21 protein-coding genes are annotated in these 20,215 nt (G+C 49.9%); 17 read left to right on the forward strand and 4 right to left on the reverse strand.

The annotated features are described in order from the left end of the window. Positions 1–140 precede the first annotated feature (140 nt). From IT781_RS18940 to IT781_RS18950, 3 genes are read right to left on the reverse strand one after another with little or no spacing between them, the layout of a single operon-like run. Entirely contained in the window at positions 141–2,135 is a 1,995-nt protein-coding gene (locus IT781_RS18940) for a DUF3488 and transglutaminase-like domain-containing protein (RefSeq protein ID WP_228779277.1), read from the reverse strand. Next, on the reverse strand, positions 2,108–3,049 hold the full coding sequence (locus IT781_RS18945) for a DUF58 domain-containing protein (RefSeq protein ID WP_194971744.1): 942 nt from the start codon (positions 3,047–3,049) through the stop codon (positions 2,108–2,110). The genes IT781_RS18940 and IT781_RS18945 overlap by 28 nt, the downstream gene beginning before the upstream one ends. After that, on the reverse strand, positions 3,046–3,951 hold the full coding sequence (locus IT781_RS18950; protein WP_194971745.1) for a MoxR family ATPase: 906 nt from the start codon (positions 3,949–3,951) through the stop codon (positions 3,046–3,048). The genes IT781_RS18945 and IT781_RS18950 overlap by 4 nt, the downstream gene beginning before the upstream one ends. Before the next feature lie 123 nt (positions 3,952–4,074). Here IT781_RS18950 and IT781_RS18955 point away from each other — a divergent pair, with 123 nt between their 5' ends. Beyond that, positions 4,075–4,428: a TraR/DksA family transcriptional regulator gene (locus IT781_RS18955; protein ID WP_194971746.1), complete on the forward strand. Its 354-nt coding sequence runs from the start codon at positions 4,075–4,077 to the stop codon at positions 4,426–4,428. Here IT781_RS18955 and IT781_RS18960 read toward each other — a convergent pair. Continuing rightward, positions 4,385–4,636, reverse strand: a complete 252-nt coding sequence (locus IT781_RS18960; protein ID WP_194971763.1) for a hypothetical protein — start codon at positions 4,634–4,636, stop codon at positions 4,385–4,387. The two genes, IT781_RS18955 and IT781_RS18960, sit on opposite strands and share 44 nt — an antisense overlap. 81 nt (positions 4,637–4,717) lie before the next feature. Here IT781_RS18960 and mnmG point away from each other — a divergent pair, with 81 nt between their 5' ends. The 16 genes from mnmG (at position 4,718) to glmS (ending at position 19,923) form a co-directional block, all read left to right on the forward strand. Further along, positions 4,718–6,589, forward strand: coding sequence for a tRNA uridine-5-carboxymethylaminomethyl(34) synthesis enzyme MnmG (mnmG, locus tag IT781_RS18965; RefSeq protein ID WP_194971747.1), 1,872 nt, complete (start codon positions 4,718–4,720; stop codon positions 6,587–6,589). Further along, positions 6,589–7,209: a 16S rRNA (guanine(527)-N(7))-methyltransferase RsmG gene (rsmG, locus tag IT781_RS18970; protein WP_194971748.1), complete on the forward strand. Its 621-nt coding sequence runs from the start codon at positions 6,589–6,591 to the stop codon at positions 7,207–7,209. Before mnmG ends, rsmG begins: the two co-directional genes overlap by 1 nt. Positions 7,210–7,226: 17 nt before the next feature. Then, positions 7,227–7,994: a ParA family protein gene (locus IT781_RS18975; protein WP_194971749.1), complete on the forward strand. Its 768-nt coding sequence runs from the start codon at positions 7,227–7,229 to the stop codon at positions 7,992–7,994. 3 nt (positions 7,995–7,997) lie between these two features. Next, the gene (locus IT781_RS18980) at positions 7,998–8,432 is read left to right on the forward strand and encodes a hypothetical protein (protein WP_194971750.1); all 435 of its coding nucleotides are present in this window, start codon (positions 7,998–8,000) and stop codon (positions 8,430–8,432) included. 121 nt (positions 8,433–8,553) lie between these two features. Next, the gene (locus IT781_RS18985) at positions 8,554–9,399 is read left to right on the forward strand and encodes a ParB/RepB/Spo0J family partition protein (protein ID WP_194971751.1); all 846 of its coding nucleotides are present in this window, start codon (positions 8,554–8,556) and stop codon (positions 9,397–9,399) included. 119 nt (positions 9,400–9,518) lie between these two features. Beyond that, positions 9,519–9,878, forward strand: a complete 360-nt coding sequence (locus tag IT781_RS18990) for an ATP synthase subunit I (RefSeq protein ID WP_194971752.1) — start codon at positions 9,519–9,521, stop codon at positions 9,876–9,878. 28 nt (positions 9,879–9,906) lie between these two features. Beyond that, the gene (atpB, locus tag IT781_RS18995) at positions 9,907–10,683 is read left to right on the forward strand and encodes a F0F1 ATP synthase subunit A (RefSeq protein ID WP_194971753.1); all 777 of its coding nucleotides are present in this window, start codon (positions 9,907–9,909) and stop codon (positions 10,681–10,683) included. A 39-nt stretch (positions 10,684–10,722) separates the two neighbouring features. Next, positions 10,723–11,010 (forward strand): F0F1 ATP synthase subunit C, encoded by a 288-nt coding sequence (atpE, locus tag IT781_RS19000; RefSeq protein ID WP_020158728.1) that lies wholly within the window; start codon positions 10,723–10,725, stop codon positions 11,008–11,010. A gap of 41 nt (positions 11,011–11,051) precedes the next feature. Then, on the forward strand, positions 11,052–11,525 hold the full coding sequence (locus tag IT781_RS19005) for a F0F1 ATP synthase subunit B (RefSeq protein ID WP_194971754.1): 474 nt from the start codon (positions 11,052–11,054) through the stop codon (positions 11,523–11,525). A gap of 5 nt (positions 11,526–11,530) precedes the next feature. Continuing rightward, complete coding sequence (locus IT781_RS19010; protein WP_194971755.1) at positions 11,531–12,061, forward strand: F0F1 ATP synthase subunit delta; 531 nt, start codon at positions 11,531–11,533, stop codon at positions 12,059–12,061. A 21-nt stretch (positions 12,062–12,082) separates the two neighbouring features. Further along, the gene (atpA, locus tag IT781_RS19015) at positions 12,083–13,624 is read left to right on the forward strand and encodes a F0F1 ATP synthase subunit alpha (RefSeq protein ID WP_194971756.1); all 1,542 of its coding nucleotides are present in this window, start codon (positions 12,083–12,085) and stop codon (positions 13,622–13,624) included. A 12-nt stretch (positions 13,625–13,636) separates the two neighbouring features. Next, positions 13,637–14,500 carry a F0F1 ATP synthase subunit gamma gene (gene atpG, locus IT781_RS19020; RefSeq protein ID WP_194971757.1) on the forward strand — a complete coding sequence of 288 codons (864 nt, stop codon included), beginning with the start codon at positions 13,637–13,639 and terminating at the stop codon, positions 14,498–14,500. Between the two features lie 48 nt (positions 14,501–14,548). After that, the gene (gene atpD / locus IT781_RS19025; protein WP_194971758.1) at positions 14,549–15,928 is read left to right on the forward strand and encodes a F0F1 ATP synthase subunit beta; all 1,380 of its coding nucleotides are present in this window, start codon (positions 14,549–14,551) and stop codon (positions 15,926–15,928) included. A 68-nt stretch (positions 15,929–15,996) separates the two neighbouring features. Next, a complete protein-coding gene (locus IT781_RS19030; protein WP_194971759.1) occupies positions 15,997–16,419 on the forward strand; it encodes a F0F1 ATP synthase subunit epsilon in 423 nt (140 codons plus the stop codon). A 255-nt stretch (positions 16,420–16,674) separates the two neighbouring features. Beyond that, positions 16,675–18,042, forward strand: a complete 1,368-nt coding sequence (gene glmU, locus IT781_RS19035) for a bifunctional UDP-N-acetylglucosamine diphosphorylase/glucosamine-1-phosphate N-acetyltransferase GlmU (RefSeq protein ID WP_194971760.1) — start codon at positions 16,675–16,677, stop codon at positions 18,040–18,042. A gap of 51 nt (positions 18,043–18,093) precedes the next feature. Continuing rightward, on the forward strand, positions 18,094–19,923 hold the full coding sequence (glmS, locus tag IT781_RS19040; protein WP_194971761.1) for a glutamine--fructose-6-phosphate transaminase (isomerizing): 1,830 nt from the start codon (positions 18,094–18,096) through the stop codon (positions 19,921–19,923). Positions 19,924–20,215: the final 292 nt, after the last annotated feature.

The following is a 20,215-nucleotide window of genomic DNA, read 5'->3' on the forward strand; positions in this document are numbered from 1 at the left end:
GCTTGTCGAACCATGAATGGCTTAACGACTTGTTCCGCTCACCCTTCGACAAAGCTTTTAGTTCTGAGCGTAGTCGAAGGAGCAGGACGAACGGAACAAGCCTTAACTTAACGGCATTGCTTTAAAGCCCGATCATGAAGCTAATCTGCGGCTTTGAACTGCATGACCAGTTTATGCAGCCGTTTCAGATCTTCCGGGCCCGAACCCTGGCCGTAGCGCAGCTTGATGAACACATCTGTGATCTGATCGATCTGCGCCGACTTTTCGGGCAGTTTTGATTTCACCCGTTCGGCAAAATCCCTTGCGCCCTCGCTCTCGCTTCTGATGAAACCCTGGTGGACAAGCTTTTTACAGAACCGATTATAGAGGCGCAAAGCGCTGTCGGTCTTTTTGGGTTTCCGGTGCAGCAGAAACCAGCCCAGTACCGCTGTCATTAAGGCGATCAGGCCGAGCATGCTGTACAGCATGGTTTTGGCGTTCTGTATGCCCCACCACGATAAGAGCTGCAGTTGACTCATGCTGTTATAGTTGATGACCCAGCGCTGCCAGCTGTAATCGGCGCTATTCCAAAGCTGATGCGCCTGTTTCAGCCAATCGAACGCCACCAATTTTTGGCTATTGGGACTGACAAACGTGACAATGCCGCTGGCGACCTGTTGATCGACATTGACATCCTGCTCGATTCTTTCCGGCGCAATGGCCGCCGTCGGATCAAGCCGGACCCAGCCTTTGTCCTGCAGCCAGACTTCAGTCCAGGCGTGGGCATGGGCTTGCCTTATTTCCAAAAAATTGCCGATCTTGTTCAGTTCGCCGCCCTGATAGCCGGTGACAATACGCGCCGGGATATCCGCGACACGCATTAAATAAACGAATGCCGCCGCATAATGGCTGCAAAAGCCGTAGCGCGTTTCAAACAGGAACGTTTCAATCGGATTTTCCTCCATTAGCGGCGGCGTCAACGTGTAATGAAAGTCTTCTTTTTTGAAATGATTCAACAATTGCTGAATATAGGTTTCGGGCGGGCTGTCAAAGCCGTGCAGTTGCCGGACCAGTTGATTGATTCTCTCGGACGGTTCGTCGGGCAGCTGCGTTGCGTCTTGATATTCGGTTTTCGTGATATAGCCGGTGTTGTATTGCGTATATGACGTCACTTTATACTCGGCGCGTTTACCAAGCGCTTCTTCGCTGACGAGTTGATAGTTGGCGTTCAGGCTTGCGGGCGACTGGTATTCGGCCGCTATATCCAGCGCAAAAACCCAGGGCTTGTCTTGCGGCTCCATCAGCAAGGTGTATTGATAGGATGCGCCGATAAACTTAGGCTTATCGAGAAATCTTTTAAAATCCTTGTGCACTGACTGGGTCCAAAGCCGGCCATCCGTATGGGTCATGACCGGCCCGCGCCAGTAGCGCTGCGCCGGCGGCGGCAAGGCGCCTTTGAATTTAACCCGGAATACCAGCTCGTCCGATAGACCGAGATTGCTGATGGAGCCCGGCTCGATACTGTCGCTCAAGCCGGATTTAGTTTGATGATCTTCGTTAAGCAGCAGCAAGCGCGGCGCTTCAATGCGCGGAAACAGAATGAACAGCACGCCTGCAATCGGCAGGGCCTGCGCCATGATCACGGCCGCCGTTTTCAAGGCCGGCAGTGTCCGCGGCCGCAGGCTGTTAATACTGACCAGCGTCGCAAACAGCACGCAGCAGACGGCCACAATATAAACGCCCACCAGGATGTTTTGCTCATACAAGAACTGCGAGGCGGCGACGATGAAAGCCAGATAAGTAATCAGATAGATGTCGCGTTCGGTCTTGATTTCCAGTAATTTGAGCGCCAGGCCGATAACGAACAGGCCGGTGCCCGGATCACGTCCGAGCAGGCTGTGATGCTGACTGTACAGCAGCCCTACGCCGAGGAGGGTCAGCAGCAGAACAAACCAGCTATTAGGCAGCCAGCCGGGCTTCCAGATGCCGGCAAAGCGCCAGCCCAAAATCAGGAAGAAAAAGCTCAGGACGGCAGCCGGCAGGTGATAAACATGCGGAAAAACGATCAGTCCGATGGACGAAAGCAAGAAAATCAGGACGCTTTTATTGAATTTGCTGCGCATGATGTTCAAAACAGCGCCAGTGCTTCCAGGCATTTTTGGCTATGAACGGGACCCTGGCCGGGCGCCACTTTATGGCCGGGAAGCGATAAGCCATAATCGATGCCGGCTCTGTCAGCATCGATCACCCAGCGGCACAGCTGGCTCAAGCGCTCTTCGACATGACCCGCCGCCGCATCGTATGCGAGCCAGATTTCGGTCGGTTCTTCTCCGCCGTATTGCTTGCTGAACAGGCCCTGCCCTTTGGCAAAGGCTTTCCAGTGTATGTGCTTGATCGGATCGCCGGCCTGATATTCGTGTATGCCGTGAAAATCATCCGCGCCGTTTTTATTGAATCCTTGCCCGGATTGTAGCGAGGATGACTCCGGTAACGGGCGATCAGCGCCGGCGGGCTTTGGATAAACCAGTACCTTGAGATTCAGCCGGACCGGCGACCAGGCGCGAAACAGCCCCAAAGGATAAGTGCTCGCTATCGTGACGGCGCCGGCTTCATGCCAGCCTCTTTTTTCTGTCGTCGAATATAGCGTAACCAAGCCTTTGCTGTGCGCCGCCAGTGTTAGGGCTGCGGTTTTTTTCAGCGTCAGTTGCAGGTTGTGGCGTTCGATCGGGGTTGGATTATTGATGTGAATGTCGAACCCAGCAGGCTCTTCCGCAAACACGGGTTTGCTGTGGCCTTTCTGCAGAACCAGGCCGGACAGTGAATTAAAGCTGTGCAGGATGGTCACAAAGAAGACACTGGCCAGCAAAAAAGTCAGCAGATAGGCTAGGTTGTTGTTATAGATAAAAGCGACAAGCAATAACAACAGGTTCAATACGAGGAAGCCTAGTCCGCGTTGTGTCGGCAGAATGAAGATGCGCCGATGATTCAGCGCCACAGGTTCATCGGTGGCTTTTTCACCAGCGATAAATCGGCTGCGGCGCCAACGTTCATTGAATGATATTGAACTCAATGGATTGCCACTTTTTCTAACAAAGGCGCAACGATGGTTTCCGAATGGCTATGGCCGGATCTCAAACGATGGCCGGCCACGGCGGCCAGTACGGCTTGGATATCTTCCGGAATAACCGCATCACGGCTGTCCATAAAAGCCCAGGCTTTTGCGGCGGTAAGCAGCGCTAACCCGGCGCGTGGGGATAAGCCGCAATGATAGTCCGGCGATTCGCGCGTATAGGCGATAATGGCCTGTAAATAATCCAGCAAGGCAGGAGAGGCATAAACTTGCGTGACAGCCTGCTGCATTTGCGACAGTTGCTCGGGCGGCAAGCGCACTTCGAGCGACTCGATCAGGCTGTGCCGGCTTTTGCCGGTCAGCAGGGCTCTTTCGGCGTCAGGATCAGGGTAACCGAGCTCTATACGCATCAGGAACCGGTCCAGTTGCGACTCGGGCAGAGGAAACGTGCCGATCTGGTGCGACGGGTTTTGTGTGGCAATAACGAAAAAAGGTTGCGGCAATTCATAGGTCTTGCCTTCAATCGTAACTTGGCGCTCTTCCATCGCCTCCAACAGCGCGCTTTGCGCTTTGGGCGTAGAGCGGTTAATTTCATCGGCCAATATCATTTGATTAAAAATCGGGCCGGCATGAAACTTAAACGCGTGGTTTTGGGTATCAAAGATTGAGCTGCCGAGAATGTCGGCCGGCAATATATCGCTGGTAAATTGTATGCGTTGATAATTCAGCCCGAGCAGTGTCGCCATCGTATGCGCCAGCGTGGTCTTGCCGACGCCGGGCATATCTTCGATCAACAGATGGCCGCGCGCTAGCAGACAACACAGGGCAAGGCGGATTTGGCGTTGCTTGCCGAGAATAATTTGATTGGCTGCATCCAGTAGCTGATTGATTGCATTTTGCATAAGTGGTGATACATGCTGGGTTGAATAAGGTCTTATATGACTCCATTAGGGTAAAGCCTGTTTTGTAGTATAGAGCAAGCTTCTGATTTAAGCAGGATTCAAAGCGAAGAAGCAAGGATTTATATGAAAGAGTACGAAGAAATACGCAAAAATCTGATAGAAATGCTGGAAGATCTGGATGCGCGTCTGGCCAAAATTACCGACCATGTCAAACATGCGGATGAGCCTTTGGAAAAGGATTTTGCCGAACAGGTGACGCAGAAGGAAGATGATGAAGTCCAGGATTATCTGGGCAACGTGACCCGGGCGGAAATAGAAAAGGTCAAGCAGGCCATTGCCAGAATAGACAGCGGCGAATACGGCATCTGTGTCGTTTGCGGGGAACCGATCAATAAGGAGCGGCTGAAAGCCTTGCCTTACTCCACTATGTGCATCAAATGTGCCAGCCAAAAAGCGGATCAGTCCAGAAGGCGTTAAGAGCGGTTGATGGATTGAAACAGGGGGTTTTTCCGATAGCACTGAACCATGTTATCGGAAAAACCTCCTGTTTTGCGTGCTTGGCTTTACGGCTGTATTTGCTTTTATCGCGAAAGGTTTGCGCCTTGTTGAACTGATGCGCGAACTTCGCGACAGGGTTTTGCATTGGCAGCGCTTCAAGTTCGCTCCGATTTTTACGTTTTTTCATGATTTTCCCCTTATAATAGAGTAGAGTTTGTATAATATATACAACGCATTATTATAGCTTTTATTAGAGTACATAACGCTTGTGAAATTCAAAAAAGATTTTGATGTCATTGTAGTCGGCGGTGGTCATGCAGGTACCGAAGCTGCGTTGGCGGCAGCCCGGTGCGGCGTGAAAACACTGTTGTTGACGCAAAATATTGACACCCTCGGGCAGATGAGCTGCAACCCCGCCATCGGCGGCATCGGCAAAGGCCATCTGGTTAAAGAAGTGGATGCGCTGGGCGGGATTATGGCGCAGGCCATTGACCTCGGCGGCATTCAGTTCCGTACCCTGAACGCCAGCAAAGGCCCTGCGGTCAGAGCCACGCGCGCTCAGGCTGACCGTAAGCTCTATAAGCAGGCGGTCAGAAGCGCGCTGGAAAATCAGCCCAACCTGTCCATATTTCAGCAGACCGTATCCGATCTGATGGTGGAAGGCGACAGAGTGGTCGGCGTTAAAACCCAAATGGGCTTGAGCTTTGCAGCCAGAGCCGTGGTCTTGACGGCCGGGACTTTTTTGGCCGGCAAAATCCACATCGGTCTGGAAAATTACAGCGGCGGCCGTGCCGGCGATGCGGCTTCGATTGCCTTGGCCGAGCGCCTGCGCGAATTGCCTTTCCGCATCGACCGCTTGAAGACCGGCACGCCGCCGCGCATCGACGGCCGCACGATCGATTTCAGCAAATTGGAAGTGCAGCACGGCGATGACCCGGTGCCGGTGTTCTCCTTTCTCGGCAAGCGCGAACAGCACCCGCGGCAAGTGCCCTGTCACATAACGCGCACTAACGGCAAGACCCACGACATCATCCGCTCCGGCCTGGATCGCTCGCCGCTGTATTCCGGCATCATAGAAGGCATCGGCCCGCGTTATTGCCCGTCCATCGAAGATAAAATCGTGCGTTTTGCCGACCGGGATTCGCATCAGATTTTTGTCGAGCCGGAAGGCTTGGATACGCATGAGATCTACCCGAACGGCATCTCAACCAGCCTGCCTTTCGATGTCCAGTATGAGCTCGTGCGTTCGATGCTGGGCTTTGAGAATGCGGAAATTCTGCGTCCCGGCTACGCCATTGAATATGACTTCTTTGACCCGCGAGATCTGAAATTCTCGCTGGAAACCAAACACATGCAGGCGCTGTTTTTCGCAGGACAGATCAACGGCACGACCGGTTATGAAGAAGCGGCTGCGCAGGGGCTGATCGCCGGCCTGAATGCGGCGCGCCTGGTGCAGGGGCTGGATAGCTGGTGCCCAGGGCGCGATGAGGCTTATATCGGCGTCATGATCGACGATCTGATCACACGAGGCACGCAGGAGCCGTACCGCATGTTCACCAGCCGTGCCGAATATAGGCTGTTGTTGCGGGAAGACAATGCCGATCTGCGCTTGACGGAGAAAGGCCGTGAACTCGGTCTGGTCGACGATGAGCGCTGGCAGGCTTTCGAAACCAAGCGCGAAGCCATCGCCAAGCTGCAGGGCGACCTGAAAAAGCGATGGGTCAGAGCTGAAACCGAGGAAGCTGGACAGGTCGCCGAATACTGGGGCAAGCCTTTGGTGCGCGAAAGCAATTTGATGGATTTACTGCGCCGGCCGGAAGTCGACATCAACCGGCTGCTGTCGTTTTTAGGCATTGATGAGGCCATTCCTGAGCAGGTTGCCGAGCAGGTTGAAATTCAGGCCAAATATGCCGGTTACATAGACAGGCAGCAAACGGAGATAGACAAAGCGTTGCGCTACGATCACCTGCGGCTGCCCGAGGCAATCGACTATAAAGGCGTGCCGGGCCTTTCCAATGAAGTCAGCGAAAAGCTTAAGAATCACCGGCCTGAGACTTTAGGTCAGGCATCGCGTATTCCCGGTATTACGCCGGCTGCTATTTCGCTGTTGCTGGTTTACCTGAAGAAGAAAAGCGCCTGATGGATGCCTGCCGTGAAATCCTGACTGCCGGGATCGAATCTTTGCGCCTATCCATTGATGAGGATAAGATCGAGCGACTGCTCGGCTTTATAAAACTGATCGAAAAATGGAATAAAGCCTATAATCTGACCGCGATACGCAACCGGGAAGAGATGGTTCGGCTGCATTTGCTCGATAGCCTGGCTGTTCTTGAGTTCGTCGAAGGCCAACGCGTGATCGATATAGGGACAGGCGCCGGATTGCCCGGTATTCCATTGGCAATCTGCCTGCCTGAAATCGAGTTTGTCCTGCTGGACAGCAATGCGAAAAAAACCCGATTCGTGCAGCAGGCGGTTTTGGAATTAAAGCTTAAAAACGTAACCGTTTGCCACAGCCGCGTGGAACAGTATCAACCTGATGACAGATTCAATACCGTGATCACGCGCGCGTTTGCCAGTTTGCCGGCCATTGTTGAATTGACGGGACATCTGCTCGGCAAGGGCGGCGTGGTGCTGGCGATGAAAGGTCAAAGCCCGGATGCGGAATTGGAGCACATGCCGCAAAAAACAACGGTGATACCTGTACAAGTTCCGGGAATAGAAGCTGAAAGATGTCTGGTTCGAATAGAATCACTAGAATAGACCGAGGTAAAGAAGTAGTGGCAAAAGTAATAGCCGTAACCAATCAAAAAGGCGGCGTCGGTAAAACAACCAGCAGCGTCAATCTGGCGGCATCATTGGCGGCCTTAAAGCGGCGCGTGCTGCTGGTGGATCTTGATCCGCAAGGCAATGCAGCCATGGGCTGCGGCGTCGACAAGCAGGACGTCAGCTATTCCAGTTACGATTTATTGATGGAAGATGTGCCGGTAGCGGAAACGGTGATTAATATGCCGACTATCGGTTTTTCGATTATCCCGGGCAATGCCGATTTGACCGCCGCCGAAGTGCAGCTGATGAAGGCGGAGCGCAAGGAGCAGCGTCTTGCCGATGCGCTAATACAGATTAAAGGGCAATATGATTATATTCTGATCGATTGTCCGCCGTCCTTGAATATGCTGACGTTGAATGCGATGGTGGCGGCAGATAGCCTGTTGATTCCGATGCAATGTGAATATTATGCCCTGGAAGGCCTGTCCGCATTGATGAGTACGCTGAAAAACATTCAGGAAACCGTCAATCCGGAATTGCATCTGGAAGGCATAGTGCGCACGATGTTTGACGACAGAAACCGTCTGACCAAGGATGTTTCAGAGCAGTTGATCCGGTATTTTGGCGATCAGGTATTCCGGACCTGCATACCAAGGAATATTCGTTTGGCCGAAGCGCCAAGCCATGGCGTGCCGGTATTGACTTATGATAAAACATCGCGGGGCGCCAAGTCCTATATGGCATTGGCAAATGAAATGATCAAGAAAGAAAAAAAATAAGTCATGACTTCAAAAAAACGTGGACTGGGTAGAGGATTGGAAGCCTTGCTGGTTGATGTGCCTGCCAAGGACGATCGTGAGAATGCAGCGGATATCTCTGCAAGTATGCAGGAGGTAGAACGGCTCAAGGCGCAGTTGTCAGCAACAGTAGGGAAGCAAGGGGCAGAGCAGCGCAGGGAGCAGTTGCCGACGACTGCAGGGAAGCAGGAGGTAGAGCAGCGCAGGGAGCAGTTGCCGAGAGCCAAACAAACGCCTGCCGCCGCTGAAAAACAGCAGGCGCTTGCGACTGTTGACGAAATTGACAGTCAGGCGGTCATAGCGGCAGCCCTGATTAAAAATATTCAACGGGAAAACAGCCATCTTCTGGAAGAGGCTGAATCTTTAATAAGCTTGCTCGATGAATTTGAGCTAATGGTCCGTCGTTTCGAAATAGACTGATTTGGCAAGGCCAAAAAGCAGCAGCTGGCCAGGATTGTTCAGCCAGCTATATGGGTAATATTGCGAGTGGCCAGGTCGAGCATCGCGCAGGCGGCCAAAAACGATTAATAAAGAAGAACGCATGACTTTAAAAAAACGTGGATTAGGTCGGGGTCTGGATGCCTTGTTAGGCGATGTTTCCGCTAAAGAGGAAAAGCAACAGATTCAGACGCTGCCAATAGAATATATGCAGCGCGGCAAGTATCAGCCGAGAAAAGATATCAATCCTGAAAAGCTGCAGGAATTGGCCGACTCTATCAAGGCACAGGGGATAATACAGCCTGTTGTTGTGCGAAAAATTGCCCAGGAAAAATACGAAATCATTGCCGGCGAGCGCCGCTGGCGCGCGGCGCAGTTGGCAGGCTTGCAGCAGGTGCCCGTGGTTATCAAGGAAATAGATGACCGAGCGGCCATGGCGATTGCACTGATTGAAAATATTCAAAGAGAGGACCTGAATCCTCTGGAAGAAGCGGACGCGTTAAAAAGGCTACTGGATGAATTTGCCATGACGCATCAGCAAATCGCCGATGCCGTCGGCAAATCGCGGACTACCATCACCAATCTGTTGAGATTGATGGAACTGCAGCCTGAGGTAAAGAAATTGTTAGCCAACGGGCAACTGGAAATGGGTCATGCAAGAGCGCTGCTTTCATTGGATGGCATCAAGCAGGTCGCTGCAGCCCATAAGATTGCCAATGAAGGTTTGACGGTAAGAGCGGCGGAGCGCCTGGTTAAAGATGCTCATGCTGAGCCGAAAATACAAAAGATCAAGATTATCGATAAAGATACACTGCGCCTACAGGAAGACTTGACGGAAAAATTGGGCGCCAAGGTATTTATCAATCATAAGGAAAACGGTACCGGCAAGCTGGTCATTGCTTACTCCAGCCTTGAAGAACTGGATGGAATTCTCGAGCAGATCAGATAACTCGACAGGCAAAAAGACGAAAAACAATAACCATAATTTTAAAAAGGTTTTTCGAACTTCCTTGATTTAATGAAGACCCATAGCTATAATCGTGCGGCTATTGTGTTTGGAGCTTGAGCATGACAGCGAAAAATGAAAAGACTGTCGGTAAGATCTTAAGTTATCAGATACTTATAATAATAATAACAACAGCCGGATTTGCAGTTTTTGGGGGATGGCAAAAAGCCTTATCGCCTGCCTTGGGCGGAGCAGCAGCTTTTATTCCTAACCTTTATTTTGCTTTGCGGATTCAAAGAGCCGCAGGGCAGGAGCCTAAGAAGATCGTACGGTCTTTTTATGCTGGAGAATCGGGAAAGTTATTGTTAACAGCTGCGCTGTTCATCATGATTTTTCAAATCCCCGATATAGAAATATTACCGCTGTTAGCTGGCTATGTGTCAGCATTATCAGCTTTTTGGTTTGCGCTCATCATGCGCTGAACAATCATTTTTTAATTAGAGAGGAACGATGGCTACCGAAGCTCATGCCGCCGAAGGTGCAACCGGATATATTATTCACCATTTGACTTCGCTAAAAGTGGGCGAGGGATTTTGGACATTACATCTTGATACCTTATTTTTCTCTGCAGTGTTAGGCGGTTTGTTCATCTGGTTTTTCAAGATGGCCGCCGAGAGAGCGACAGCCGGTGTGCCGGGGCTGGTGCAAAATTTTGCAGAAATGCTGGTTGAATTTGTAGACACCCAGGTTAAAGATAGCTTCCACGGTCACAGCAAACTGATTGCACCGCTGGCATTGACGATATTCTGCTGGGTATTCCTGTGGAACTTCATGGACTTGTTCCCGGTTGATATTCTGCCATTGATCGGTTCGTTGATGGGCATCGAGTACCTGCGCGTCGTTCCCAGTACGGATCTGAATGCGACATTCGCCATGTCGATCTCAGTTTTCTGCTTAATTATCTTCTACAGTATCAAAATAAAAGGCCCTTGGGGCTTTGCCAAGGAATTGATGTTTCAACCTTTCGGGCCATGGATGCTGCCATTTAACTTGCTGTTGAAAGTCGTCGAAGAAATAGCAAAACCTATCTCTCTGGCACTTCGTTTGTTCGGTAACCTGTATGCCGGCGAATTGATCTTTATTTTGATTGCCTTGCTGCCTTGGTATATTCAACCCTTATTGAGTTTCCCATGGGCGGTGTTCCATATTCTGATTATCACGCTTCAGGCATTCATATTCATGGTATTGACAATCGTTTACCTGAGTATGGCGCACGAAGACCACTAATTTTTTCAACTTTATATCAATACTACGTTTGGAGGTATCATGGAAATTGCATCTTTAATTGCTGATGTACAAGGTATGACTGCTGTTGCAGTTGGTCTGGTTCTAGGTCTGGGTGCTTTGGGAACTGCTATCGGTTTCGGTCTGCTGGGTGGAAAATTCCTGGAAGGCGCAGCTCGTCAACCAGAAATGGTTCCTATGCTGCAAGTTAAAATGTTCATCGTTGCGGGTCTGTTGGACGCGGTAACTATGATCGGTGTTGGTTTGGCGCTGTTCTTCACATTCGCCAACCCATTCCTGTCTGCTGTACAAGCCGCCGCAGCTGGTTAATTGAAGCTGTCTAAATTTAATCGCAACAAGAGGAACGCATCGTGAGTATCAATGCTACTCTGATTGGGCAAATGATTACATTTGCACTTCTGGTATGGTTTACCATGAAGTACGTATGGCCACCTTTATTTGACTCTTTAGAAGAACGCAAGAAGAAAATCGCTGACGGTTTGGCTGCGGCTGAAAAAGGTCAGGAAGAAATGCAACTGGCTGAGAAAAAAGCCAAGAACGTTTTAAAAGAAGCTAAAGAACAATCTTCCGAGATTGTTAATCTGGCTCAGAAACGTGCTAATGAAATTGTCGAAGAATCAAAAGAAATCGCTAAAAAAGAAGGCGAACGTATGATTTTGGCAGCTCAGGCGCAAATTGAGCAAGAAATGCAACAGGCTAAAGAAGGTTTGCGTCAAGAAGTGGCGGCTTTGGCGGTGAGCGTAGCAGAACAGATTCTGAATGCGGAAATCGATAAAGCCAAACACCAAGACATCATCAGCAAAGTCTCTAATCAACTAGGTTAAGCATAATGAGCGAACTGGCAACATTGGCAAGGCCTTACGCAGCGGCAGTATTTAAGAGAGCCAAAGAAACCAATACGACGGCTAAATGGTCGCAAAGTTTGGCATTTATGTCGGCTGTCCTGAGTGATAAAGAAATTTCTGTTGTAGTGGATAACCCCAAAGTAACTAAAGAAAGGTTATCAGCACTGATGCTTGATATCTGCCAGGGACAAGTTGATGGAGAGAGTGCGAATTTTCTGAAATTGCTTGTTCAAAACAATCGATTGACTTTACTGCCTTACATTGCGGAAATTTTTGAAGCATATAAAGCGGACGATGAAGGTTATATCGATGTTGAAGTAGTGACTGCTTATCCATTCTCCAAAGAAGAAAAGCAGAAGTTCGCTTCAAAACTGGAAAGGACACTGAGCAAAAAAGTTCATATGAACGCAACCGTGGATAAATCCTTGATCGGCGGCGTTCTGGTGCGAGCAGGCGACAGAGTAATTGACGGATCCATCAAAGGCCAGCTTCAACAATTAGCAAAAAGGCTCTAAATCTAGAGTGAGAAACAGAACATGCAATTAAACCCATCTGAAATAAGTGATCTGATTAAAAAGAAGATCGAAAACTTCGACCTGAGCGCCGAAGCCCATACAGAAGGTACTGTAGTCAGCGTGACTGACGGTATTGTAAGAATACATGGTCTTTCTGAAGCTATGCAGGGCGAGATGTTGGAGTTCCCTGGCAATACCTACGGGATGGCGCTTAACCTTGAAAGAGATTCAGTCGGTGCGGTGGTATTAGGTTCATACCAGCACATCTCTGAAGGCGATACCGTAAAATGCACCGGTAGAATTCTGGAAGTACCTGTCGGTGAAGCGCTTCTGGGCCGCGTTGTTGATGCGCTTGGCAATCCTATCGATGGCAAAGGCGCCATTGAAACCCAAGAAAGCTCGCCAATTGAAAAAATCGCTCCCGGCGTTATTGCACGTCAATCAGTTGATCAACCTGTCCAAATAGGTTTGAAATCCATCGATGCGATGATTCCTGTCGGCCGCGGCCAGCGTGAGTTAATCATCGGCGACAGACAAACCGGTAAAACCGCCATCGCGGTTGATGCGATCATCAACCAAAAAGGCACCGGCATCAAATGTATTTATGTCGCTATCGGCCAAAAACGTTCATCCATTGCCAACGTTGTGCGCAAACTGGAAGAGCATGGCGCGATGGAACACACTATTATCGTTGCCGCATCTGCTTCTGAATCAGCCGCTTTACAATTCATTGCGCCTTACACCGGTTGCTCAATGGGGGAATACTTCAGAGACCGCGGAGAAGATGCGCTGATCATTTATGACGACTTGACCAAACAAGCCTGGGCTTATCGTCAGGTGTCTTTGTTGCTGCGTCGTCCACCGGGACGTGAAGCGTATCCTGGCGACGTGTTCTACTTGCACTCTCGTTTGCTGGAAAGAGCGGCACGTATCAACGCTGATGAAGTTGAAAAACTGACTGGCGGCAAAGTGAAAGGTAAAACCGGCTCATTGACAGCCTTGCCTATCATCGAAACCCAAGGCGGCGACGTATCGGCTTTCGTACCGACCAACGTAATTTCCATTACGGACGGTCAGATTTTCCTTGAAACCGACTTGTTCAACTCCGGTATCCGTCCTGCGGTTAACGCCGGTTTATCGGTATCGCGTGTAGGCGGTGCGGCACAGACCAAGATCATCAAGAAATTGGGCGGCGGTATCCGTCTTGACTTGGCTCAATACCGTGAGCTGGCAGCTTTCGCTCAGTTTGCATCGGATCTGGATGAAAGCACCCGTAAGCAGATCGAGCGCGGCCAACGCGTGACTGAATTGATGAAGCAAAACCAGTATTCACCAATGTCAGTCGCACAAATGGCGGTTTCACTGTTTGCTGCCAACGAAGGTTTCCTGGATAACGTAGAAGTTAACAAAGTCCTTGATTTTGAAGCTGCTTTACAGTCGTACATGAAGTCAGAACATGCAGAATTAATGAGTACCATTAATGCAACTGGCGATTTTAACGATGAAATCAGGCAGGGTATGCTGACTGCTATTCAAACTTTCATCAAAACTCATAGTTGGTAAAAGGGTCTTCAAATGGCTGTTGGTAAAGAAATACGCACAAAGATTGCGAGTATCAAGAATACTCAAAAGATCACTCGGGCAATGGAGATGGTTGCGGCGAGTAAAATGCGTAAAACAAAAGACAGAATGCAGGCAACACGTCCATATTCCCAAAAAATCGGCCGGATCATTAAACATCTGGCCCATGCCAATCCGGAATATAAACACTCTTTTCTCATTAAGCGTGAGGTTAAGCGGGTTGGGATCATTGTAATAAGCTCTGACAGGGGGTTGTGCGGCGGTCTGAATTCAAACTTGTTCAGAAAAACGCTGACACAGTTATCGCAATGGGACAAAGCAAACATTGATGTAGACGTTTGTACGATTGGCACAAAGGCTGCCGGCTTTTTTGGCAATCTGAAAACGAACATGGTCGGACAGGTTTCCAAACTGGGTGACACTCCGCACCTGCAGGATATCGTCGGCATCATTAAAATCATGTTGGATGCTTATGAGCAGGGCACTATCGATGAATTGTATGTCGTATACAATGAATTCGTGAACACCATGACTCAAAGACCAACTGTTGAAAAGTTGCTGCCTGTAGTAGCGGAAGAGATCGAAGAAAAACTGAGCGGTCATTGGGATTATATTTATGAGCCCGATGCCAAGGAAGTTCTGGATCACTTGCTGACCCGTTATATCGAGTCGATCGTCTACCAAGGCCTGGTTGAAAACAATGCCTGTGAGCAGGCTGCCAGAATGGTCGCCATGAAGAGCGCTTCGGATAATGCCGGCAATCTTATCGGTGAGCTGCAACTGGTTTACAACAAAGCCAGACAGGCCGCTATCACGCAGGAAATTTCAGAAATTGTTGCCGGTGCCGCAGCTGTTTAAGCCTTTAAGCCCAAGCAAAAACGACACAAATTATAAGAGGACAACTCAATGAGTTCGGGTAAAATCGTTCAGATTATTGGTGCGGTTGTTGACGTGGAATTCCCGCGTGAAGCACTGCCCAAAGTATATGATGCATTAAATGTAGAAGGAAAAGACCTGGTATTGGAAGTGCAACAGCAATTGGGTGACGGTGTAGTCAGATCGATTGCGATGGGTAGCACCGATGGCTTAAGCAGAGGCTTGACCGTTAGCAACACCGATGCCCCCATTTCAGTGCCGGTCGGACAGGAAACCTTAGGCCGTATTATGAACGTCTTAGGTCAGCCTATCGATGAAAAAGGCCCTATCGGCGAAAAACAAAAATGGGGCATTCATCGCAGTGCGCCGTCTTATGACCAACAGGCGGCTGCCAACGAATTGCTGGAAACCGGCATCAAGGTTATCGACCTGGTCTGCCCATTCAGTAAAGGCGGTAAAGTCGGACTGTTCGGCGGTGCGGGTGTAGGCAAGACCGTTAACATGATGGAATTGATCCGTAACATCGCGATCGAGCACAGCGGTTATTCCGTGTTTGCCGGCGTAGGCGAGCGTACGCGTGAAGGAAACGACTTCTATCACGAAATGACCGATTCAAACGTTATCGACAAAGTATCGCTGGTTTACGGCCAGATGAACGAGCCGCCCGGAAACAGATTACGCGTGGCGCTGACCGGTTTGACCATGGCGGAATATTTCCGTGACGAAGGCCGCGACGTGCTGTTCTTCGTCGACAACATTTACCGTTACACCCTGGCGGGTACCGAGGTATCGGCATTGTTAGGCCGTATGCCTTCTGCGGTAGGTTATCAGCCGACGCTGGCGGAAGAGATGGGCGTGTTGCAGGAACGTATTACCTCAACGAAAACCGGCTCTATTACCTCTATCCAGGCCGTTTACGTACCTGCGGACGACTTGACTGACCCGTCACCTGCAACCACGTTCGCGCATTTGGATGCGACCGTCGTACTGTCTCGTCAGATTGCCGAGCTGGGTATTTATCCTGCGATCGATCCTCTGGATTCAACCAGCCGCCAGCTCGATCCGCTGGTTATCGGCCAGGAGCACTATGACGTGGCGCGTAAAGTTCAAGGTACGCTGCAACGCTATAAAGAGCTGAGAGACATTATCGCGATCCTAGGTATGGACGAGTTGTCGGAAGAAGACAAGCTGACGGTGGCCAGAGCGCGTAAAATCCAGCGTTTCCTGTCTCAGCCTTTCTTCGTTGCCGAAGTATTCACCGGCTCACCGGGCAAATATGTTTCACTGAAAGATACAATCGCAGGCTTCAAAGGCATTATTGACGGCGAATACGACAATATCCCTGAACAAGCTTTCTACATGGTCGGCACCATTGACGAAGCGCTTGAAAAAGCGAAAGGCATGAAGTAAGCCTCCATACTTTATAGATGTATCTCCCGGTTCAATGGCCGGGAGAGATTGAAACAGGTAACCCGACAATGACCATGACCGTACATGTAGACATCGTAAGTGCAGAAAAGGAGATATTTTCCGGATTAGCGGAAATGGTATTTGCTCCGGCTGAACTTGGCGAAGTGGGTATTACCCCACGTCATGCTCCATTAATATCAAGACTGAAGCCCGGCGAAGTGCGGGTTAAAGTGAGCGATAAAGAAAGTTATCCGTTCTATGTATCAGGCGGCATTCTGGAAGTGCAGCCTCATGTGGTTACCATTCTGGCTGATACGGCAATTAGAGCGAAAGATATTGATGAAGCGGCCGCCCTGGAAGCCAAACATAGAGCTGAAGAAGCTCTGGCTGACAAATCCAGCAAGATTGATTATGCAACAGCCCAGGCGCAATTGCTTGAAGCGATGATGCAGCTGAGAACACTGGACAGGCTGAGAAAGCGCGGCGGATAAAAATAACTGGCTTAGGCCTAGAAAAACCCGTTAACGTGTTCACGTTATCGGGTTTTTTTTTATTTTAAGAAATTTTTACGATTATAATTTCGTAAGCCATAATCTCAGGCGCAATTGTTCGAGGCTGGAATCAAATTAAGAGCATTGGATAGGCTTAAAAAAGCGCGAATATAAAAGAAAACAGGGCTTGGACGATCTGAAAGCTTAAGTAGCTTAAGCCGCGTTATCCGGTTTTTTATCTAAAGGAATATAAACATGAAAATTAAGACTATCATTCTGGCAGCCGGCAAAGGGACGCGTATGCGTTCAGAGCTGCCCAAAATACTGCATAAAATTGCCGATAAACCTTTGCTGAAACATGTTTACGACATGAGCAGGCAGCTGGAAAACAACAGCATCAAAATTGTCTATGGCCATGGCGCCGAACTGGTAAGAGAAACGCTCAGCGATCTGGACGCCGTCTGGATAGAACAAAAGGAACAGCTGGGCACGGGTCATGCTGTGCAGCAAGTCAGTGATCTGATATCGGACACGGACAAGGTGCTGATTCTTTATGGCGATGTGCCTTTGCTGAAACTGTCATCAGTCAAACAGCTGATTTCCAGCGTCAATGAGCAAGCGCTCGCCTTGCTGACCGTCAATCTCGAAAACCCAACCGGTTACGGCCGGATAGTCAGAAATGCAGCGGGTCAAGTCATCAGGATTGTCGAAGAAAAAGACGCCGACGCTCAAGAGAAACTGATCAATGAAGTCAACACCGGCATCATGGCGATACCCGGCAATAAACTGAAAAAATGGCTGAACCAGTTGAATAACAGCAATGCGCAAGGCGAATACTATTTAACGGATATCATTGAAATGGCCGTCGCCGATGGCGTTGCTATCGTAACGAGTCAGCCCGAAACAGTCGATGAAGTGTTGGGCGTAAACAACCGCATACAGCTCAGCCACCTGGAGCGCGTCTATCAGCAGGAGCAGGCCAATAAACTCATGGAACGGGGCGTTACATTAAGAGACCCAGCCCGGTTCGATCTGCGCGGCTCGATAGAAACGCTGGGCCAGGATATCGAAATCGATGTCAATGTGATTCTGGAAGGCAAAAACAGCATCGGCAGCCATGTCAAAATAGGTGCTAATACGCATATAAAAAACTCCATCATTGGCGATAATGTTGAGATTCTCGATTTATGCGTCATAGAAAACGCCGTCATAGGGAACGGCAGCAGAATCGGCCCTTATGCCAGATTGAGACCGGAAAGTGTCCTGGCCGAAGATGTGCATATCGGTAATTTCGTGGAAATCAAAAAATCATCGGTCGCGGCCGGCAGCAAGATCAATCACTTAAGCTATATCGGCGATACGACCGTAGGCAGCAAGGTAAATATCGGCGCCGGAACCATTACCTGCAATTATGACGGCGTGAATAAGTTTCGAACAACCATTGGAGATGGCGCTTTTATTGGCTCCAATACCCAACTGGTCGCTCCGGTGACGGTTGGCAAAAACGCCACTATAGGTGCCGGCTCCACGATCACTAGGGATGCCCCTGAGAATCAATTGACCTTGGGCAGGGCAAGACAAACGACTATAGAAGGATGGCAACGCCCCGTTAAACGCGACTGATGGTTGCAGGAGTTTGTACAATGTCAGGAATAATTGTCGAGGAAAAATAATATGTGTGGAATTGTAGGTGGTGTAGCGCAGCGGAGTGTAGTCCCTATCTTATTGGAGGGCTTGAAGCGGTTGGAGTATCGCGGATACGATTCGGCAGGGCTGGCGGTCATAAGCGGACGGGAAATATACCGGAAACGGGAACTGGGGAAGGTGAAAGGCCTGGAAGCCTTGCTGCAGGCCGATCCTATCGCCGGCAACATCGGCATAGCCCATACCCGATGGGCAACCCACGGCAAACCGAGCACGGCCAATGCGCATCCGCATATCAGCGGCAACAAAGTGGCCGTGGTTCATAACGGCATTATCGAAAACCACGAGCGATTACGCGGTCTTCAACTGGAGAAAGGCTACAAGTTCACGTCGGAAACCGATACCGAAGTCGTCGTCCATGAAATTTACGACGCTCTGGAGACCTCGACTGGCCTATTAAATGCTGTCCAGAAGACCGTGAGAAAATTCGAAGGCGCCTATGCCTTGGGCATCATGAGTATCGATTATCCCGATACGCTGATTGCCTGCCGAAAAGGCAGTCCTCTGGTGATCGGCGTCGGCATTGGCGAATATTTCATCGCATCGGATGTTGCCGCCCTGCTGCCGGTCACGCAACGGTTTATTTTTCTGGAAGACGGCGATATAGCCGAGATAACGATAGATAAAGTCGTTATCTACGATGCCAATGACAACATCGTCAATCGCCCTATCAAAACCAGTCAGCTGAAAATCGACTCTGTCGATAAAGGCGAATATCGCCATTACATGCTGAAGGAAGTTTATGAGCAGCCCTGGGCCATCTCGGAAACACTGGAAGGCCGATTCATCAACAACCGGCTGGAAGAGAGTTCAATCGGACATAATGCCGGGGATATTTTCGATAAGGTGAAATCCGTGCAAATCCTGGCTTGCGGAACCAGTTACCACGCCGGACTGGTGGCGCGTTACTGGTTTGAGAAGCTGGCCCGCGTGCCTTGCAATATCGAAGTCGCCAGCGAATTCCGCTACAGGCATCCGGTATTGTCGGAAGACACCCTGATTGTCACGATTTCGCAATCCGGTGAAACGGCCGATACGCTGGCCGCGCTGCAGGAGGCGAAAAAATTGGGCGCGAAGTATTCATTAGCCGTTTGCAACGTGCCGGAAAGCTCGCTGATCAGGGAATCCGACCTGGTGTTAATGACACGGGCCGGCGCGGAGATCGGCGTGGCCTCGACCAAAGCCTTCACCACCCAGCTGGTGGCGCTGATGCTGTTGGTCATCGCTGTCGGCAGGCGATTTGGACTGACCGAGAAACTTGAGCAGAAGATAACGTCCGAATTGTTCAGCCTGCCTGAAAAAATTGAACAGGTCTTGCAGTTGAATGAGCAAATCAAGGCATTATCGGAACAATTCGCGGAAAAACAGCATGCACTGTTCCTCGGCAGAGGCACGCATTACCCGATCGCGATGGAAGGCTCACTAAAACTCAAGGAAATTTCCTATATCCATGCCGAAGCTTATCCGGCAGGCGAACTGAAACATGGGCCTCTGGCGCTGATAGACGCGGACATGCCGGTCATTACCGTAGCGCCGAACAACAGCCTGTTGGAAAAACTGAAATCCAATATGCAGGAAGTCAGTGCGCGCGGCGGCCAGCTGATCGTTTTCATGGATGAGACGCTGGCGTCCGAAAGCAGCGAGAATGTCCAGATCATCAAAGTGCCACAAGTCGAGAATGAAACGGCGCCTATTGTTTATGCCGTACCGCTGCAGCTGCTGGCCTATCATGTCGCCGTGCTGAAAGGCACCGATGTCGATCAGCCTAGGAATCTGGCAAAATCGGTGACAGTGGAATAGGGTTTTGGGCGGCTCAGATGCCGCCTATTCATTTGGTCACATTCATATCCCAAGCATCTTCCCTGTAACTGATACAGGGAAGATGAAATTTTTTTCATGGATGGCAAGCTCATCATTCATGTCTTTCTGCGAGCAAGGCGCCAAATCAATAGTTACTTGTAGGTCGGGTTAACTTATCGAGCGCAAAGAGATAAGTTAACCCGACGCTAAGCTAATGATCAATTCGACACATCAGTTTTGCAGACTTCGCGCAGCCATCGCGATGTTTTTGAGTCAAATTGGACTTGATGCA

Source organism: Methylobacter sp. BlB1, assembly GCF_015476545.1.
Taxonomy (GTDB): domain Bacteria; phylum Pseudomonadota; class Gammaproteobacteria; order Methylococcales; family Methylomonadaceae; genus Methylobacter.

Excerpts from the sequence above, each read along its gene's own strand:
- atpB (WP_194971753.1), top strand. The coding sequence starts at position 9,907 with ATGGCTACCGAAGCTCATGCCGCCGAAGGTGCAACCGGATATATTATT.
- IT781_RS18990 (WP_194971752.1), top strand. The coding sequence starts at position 9,519 with ATGACAGCGAAAAATGAAAAGACTGTCGGTAAGATCTTAAGTTATCAG.
- IT781_RS18950 (WP_194971745.1), bottom strand. The coding sequence starts at position 3,951 with ATGCAAAATGCAATCAATCAGCTACTGGATGCAGCCAATCAAATTATT.
- IT781_RS18960 (WP_194971763.1), bottom strand. The coding sequence starts at position 4,636 with ATGAAAAAACGTAAAAATCGGAGCGAACTTGAAGCGCTGCCAATGCAA.
- atpG (WP_194971757.1), top strand. The coding sequence starts at position 13,637 with ATGGCTGTTGGTAAAGAAATACGCACAAAGATTGCGAGTATCAAGAAT.
- IT781_RS18955 (WP_194971746.1), top strand. The coding sequence starts at position 4,075 with ATGAAAGAGTACGAAGAAATACGCAAAAATCTGATAGAAATGCTGGAA.
- IT781_RS18940 (WP_228779277.1), bottom strand. The coding sequence starts at position 2,135 with ATGCCTGGAAGCACTGGCGCTGTTTTGAACATCATGCGCAGCAAATTC.
- IT781_RS18980 (WP_194971750.1), top strand. The coding sequence starts at position 7,998 with ATGACTTCAAAAAAACGTGGACTGGGTAGAGGATTGGAAGCCTTGCTG.
- atpD (WP_194971758.1), top strand. The coding sequence starts at position 14,549 with ATGAGTTCGGGTAAAATCGTTCAGATTATTGGTGCGGTTGTTGACGTG.
- glmU (WP_194971760.1), top strand. The coding sequence starts at position 16,675 with ATGAAAATTAAGACTATCATTCTGGCAGCCGGCAAAGGGACGCGTATG.
- atpA (WP_194971756.1), top strand. The coding sequence starts at position 12,083 with ATGCAATTAAACCCATCTGAAATAAGTGATCTGATTAAAAAGAAGATC.
- rsmG (WP_194971748.1), top strand. The coding sequence starts at position 6,589 with ATGGATGCCTGCCGTGAAATCCTGACTGCCGGGATCGAATCTTTGCGC.
- glmS (WP_194971761.1), top strand. The coding sequence starts at position 18,094 with ATGTGTGGAATTGTAGGTGGTGTAGCGCAGCGGAGTGTAGTCCCTATC.
- IT781_RS19010 (WP_194971755.1), top strand. The coding sequence starts at position 11,531 with ATGAGCGAACTGGCAACATTGGCAAGGCCTTACGCAGCGGCAGTATTT.
- IT781_RS19030 (WP_194971759.1), top strand. The coding sequence starts at position 15,997 with ATGACCATGACCGTACATGTAGACATCGTAAGTGCAGAAAAGGAGATA.
- IT781_RS18985 (WP_194971751.1), top strand. The coding sequence starts at position 8,554 with ATGACTTTAAAAAAACGTGGATTAGGTCGGGGTCTGGATGCCTTGTTA.
- atpE (WP_020158728.1), top strand. The coding sequence starts at position 10,723 with ATGGAAATTGCATCTTTAATTGCTGATGTACAAGGTATGACTGCTGTT.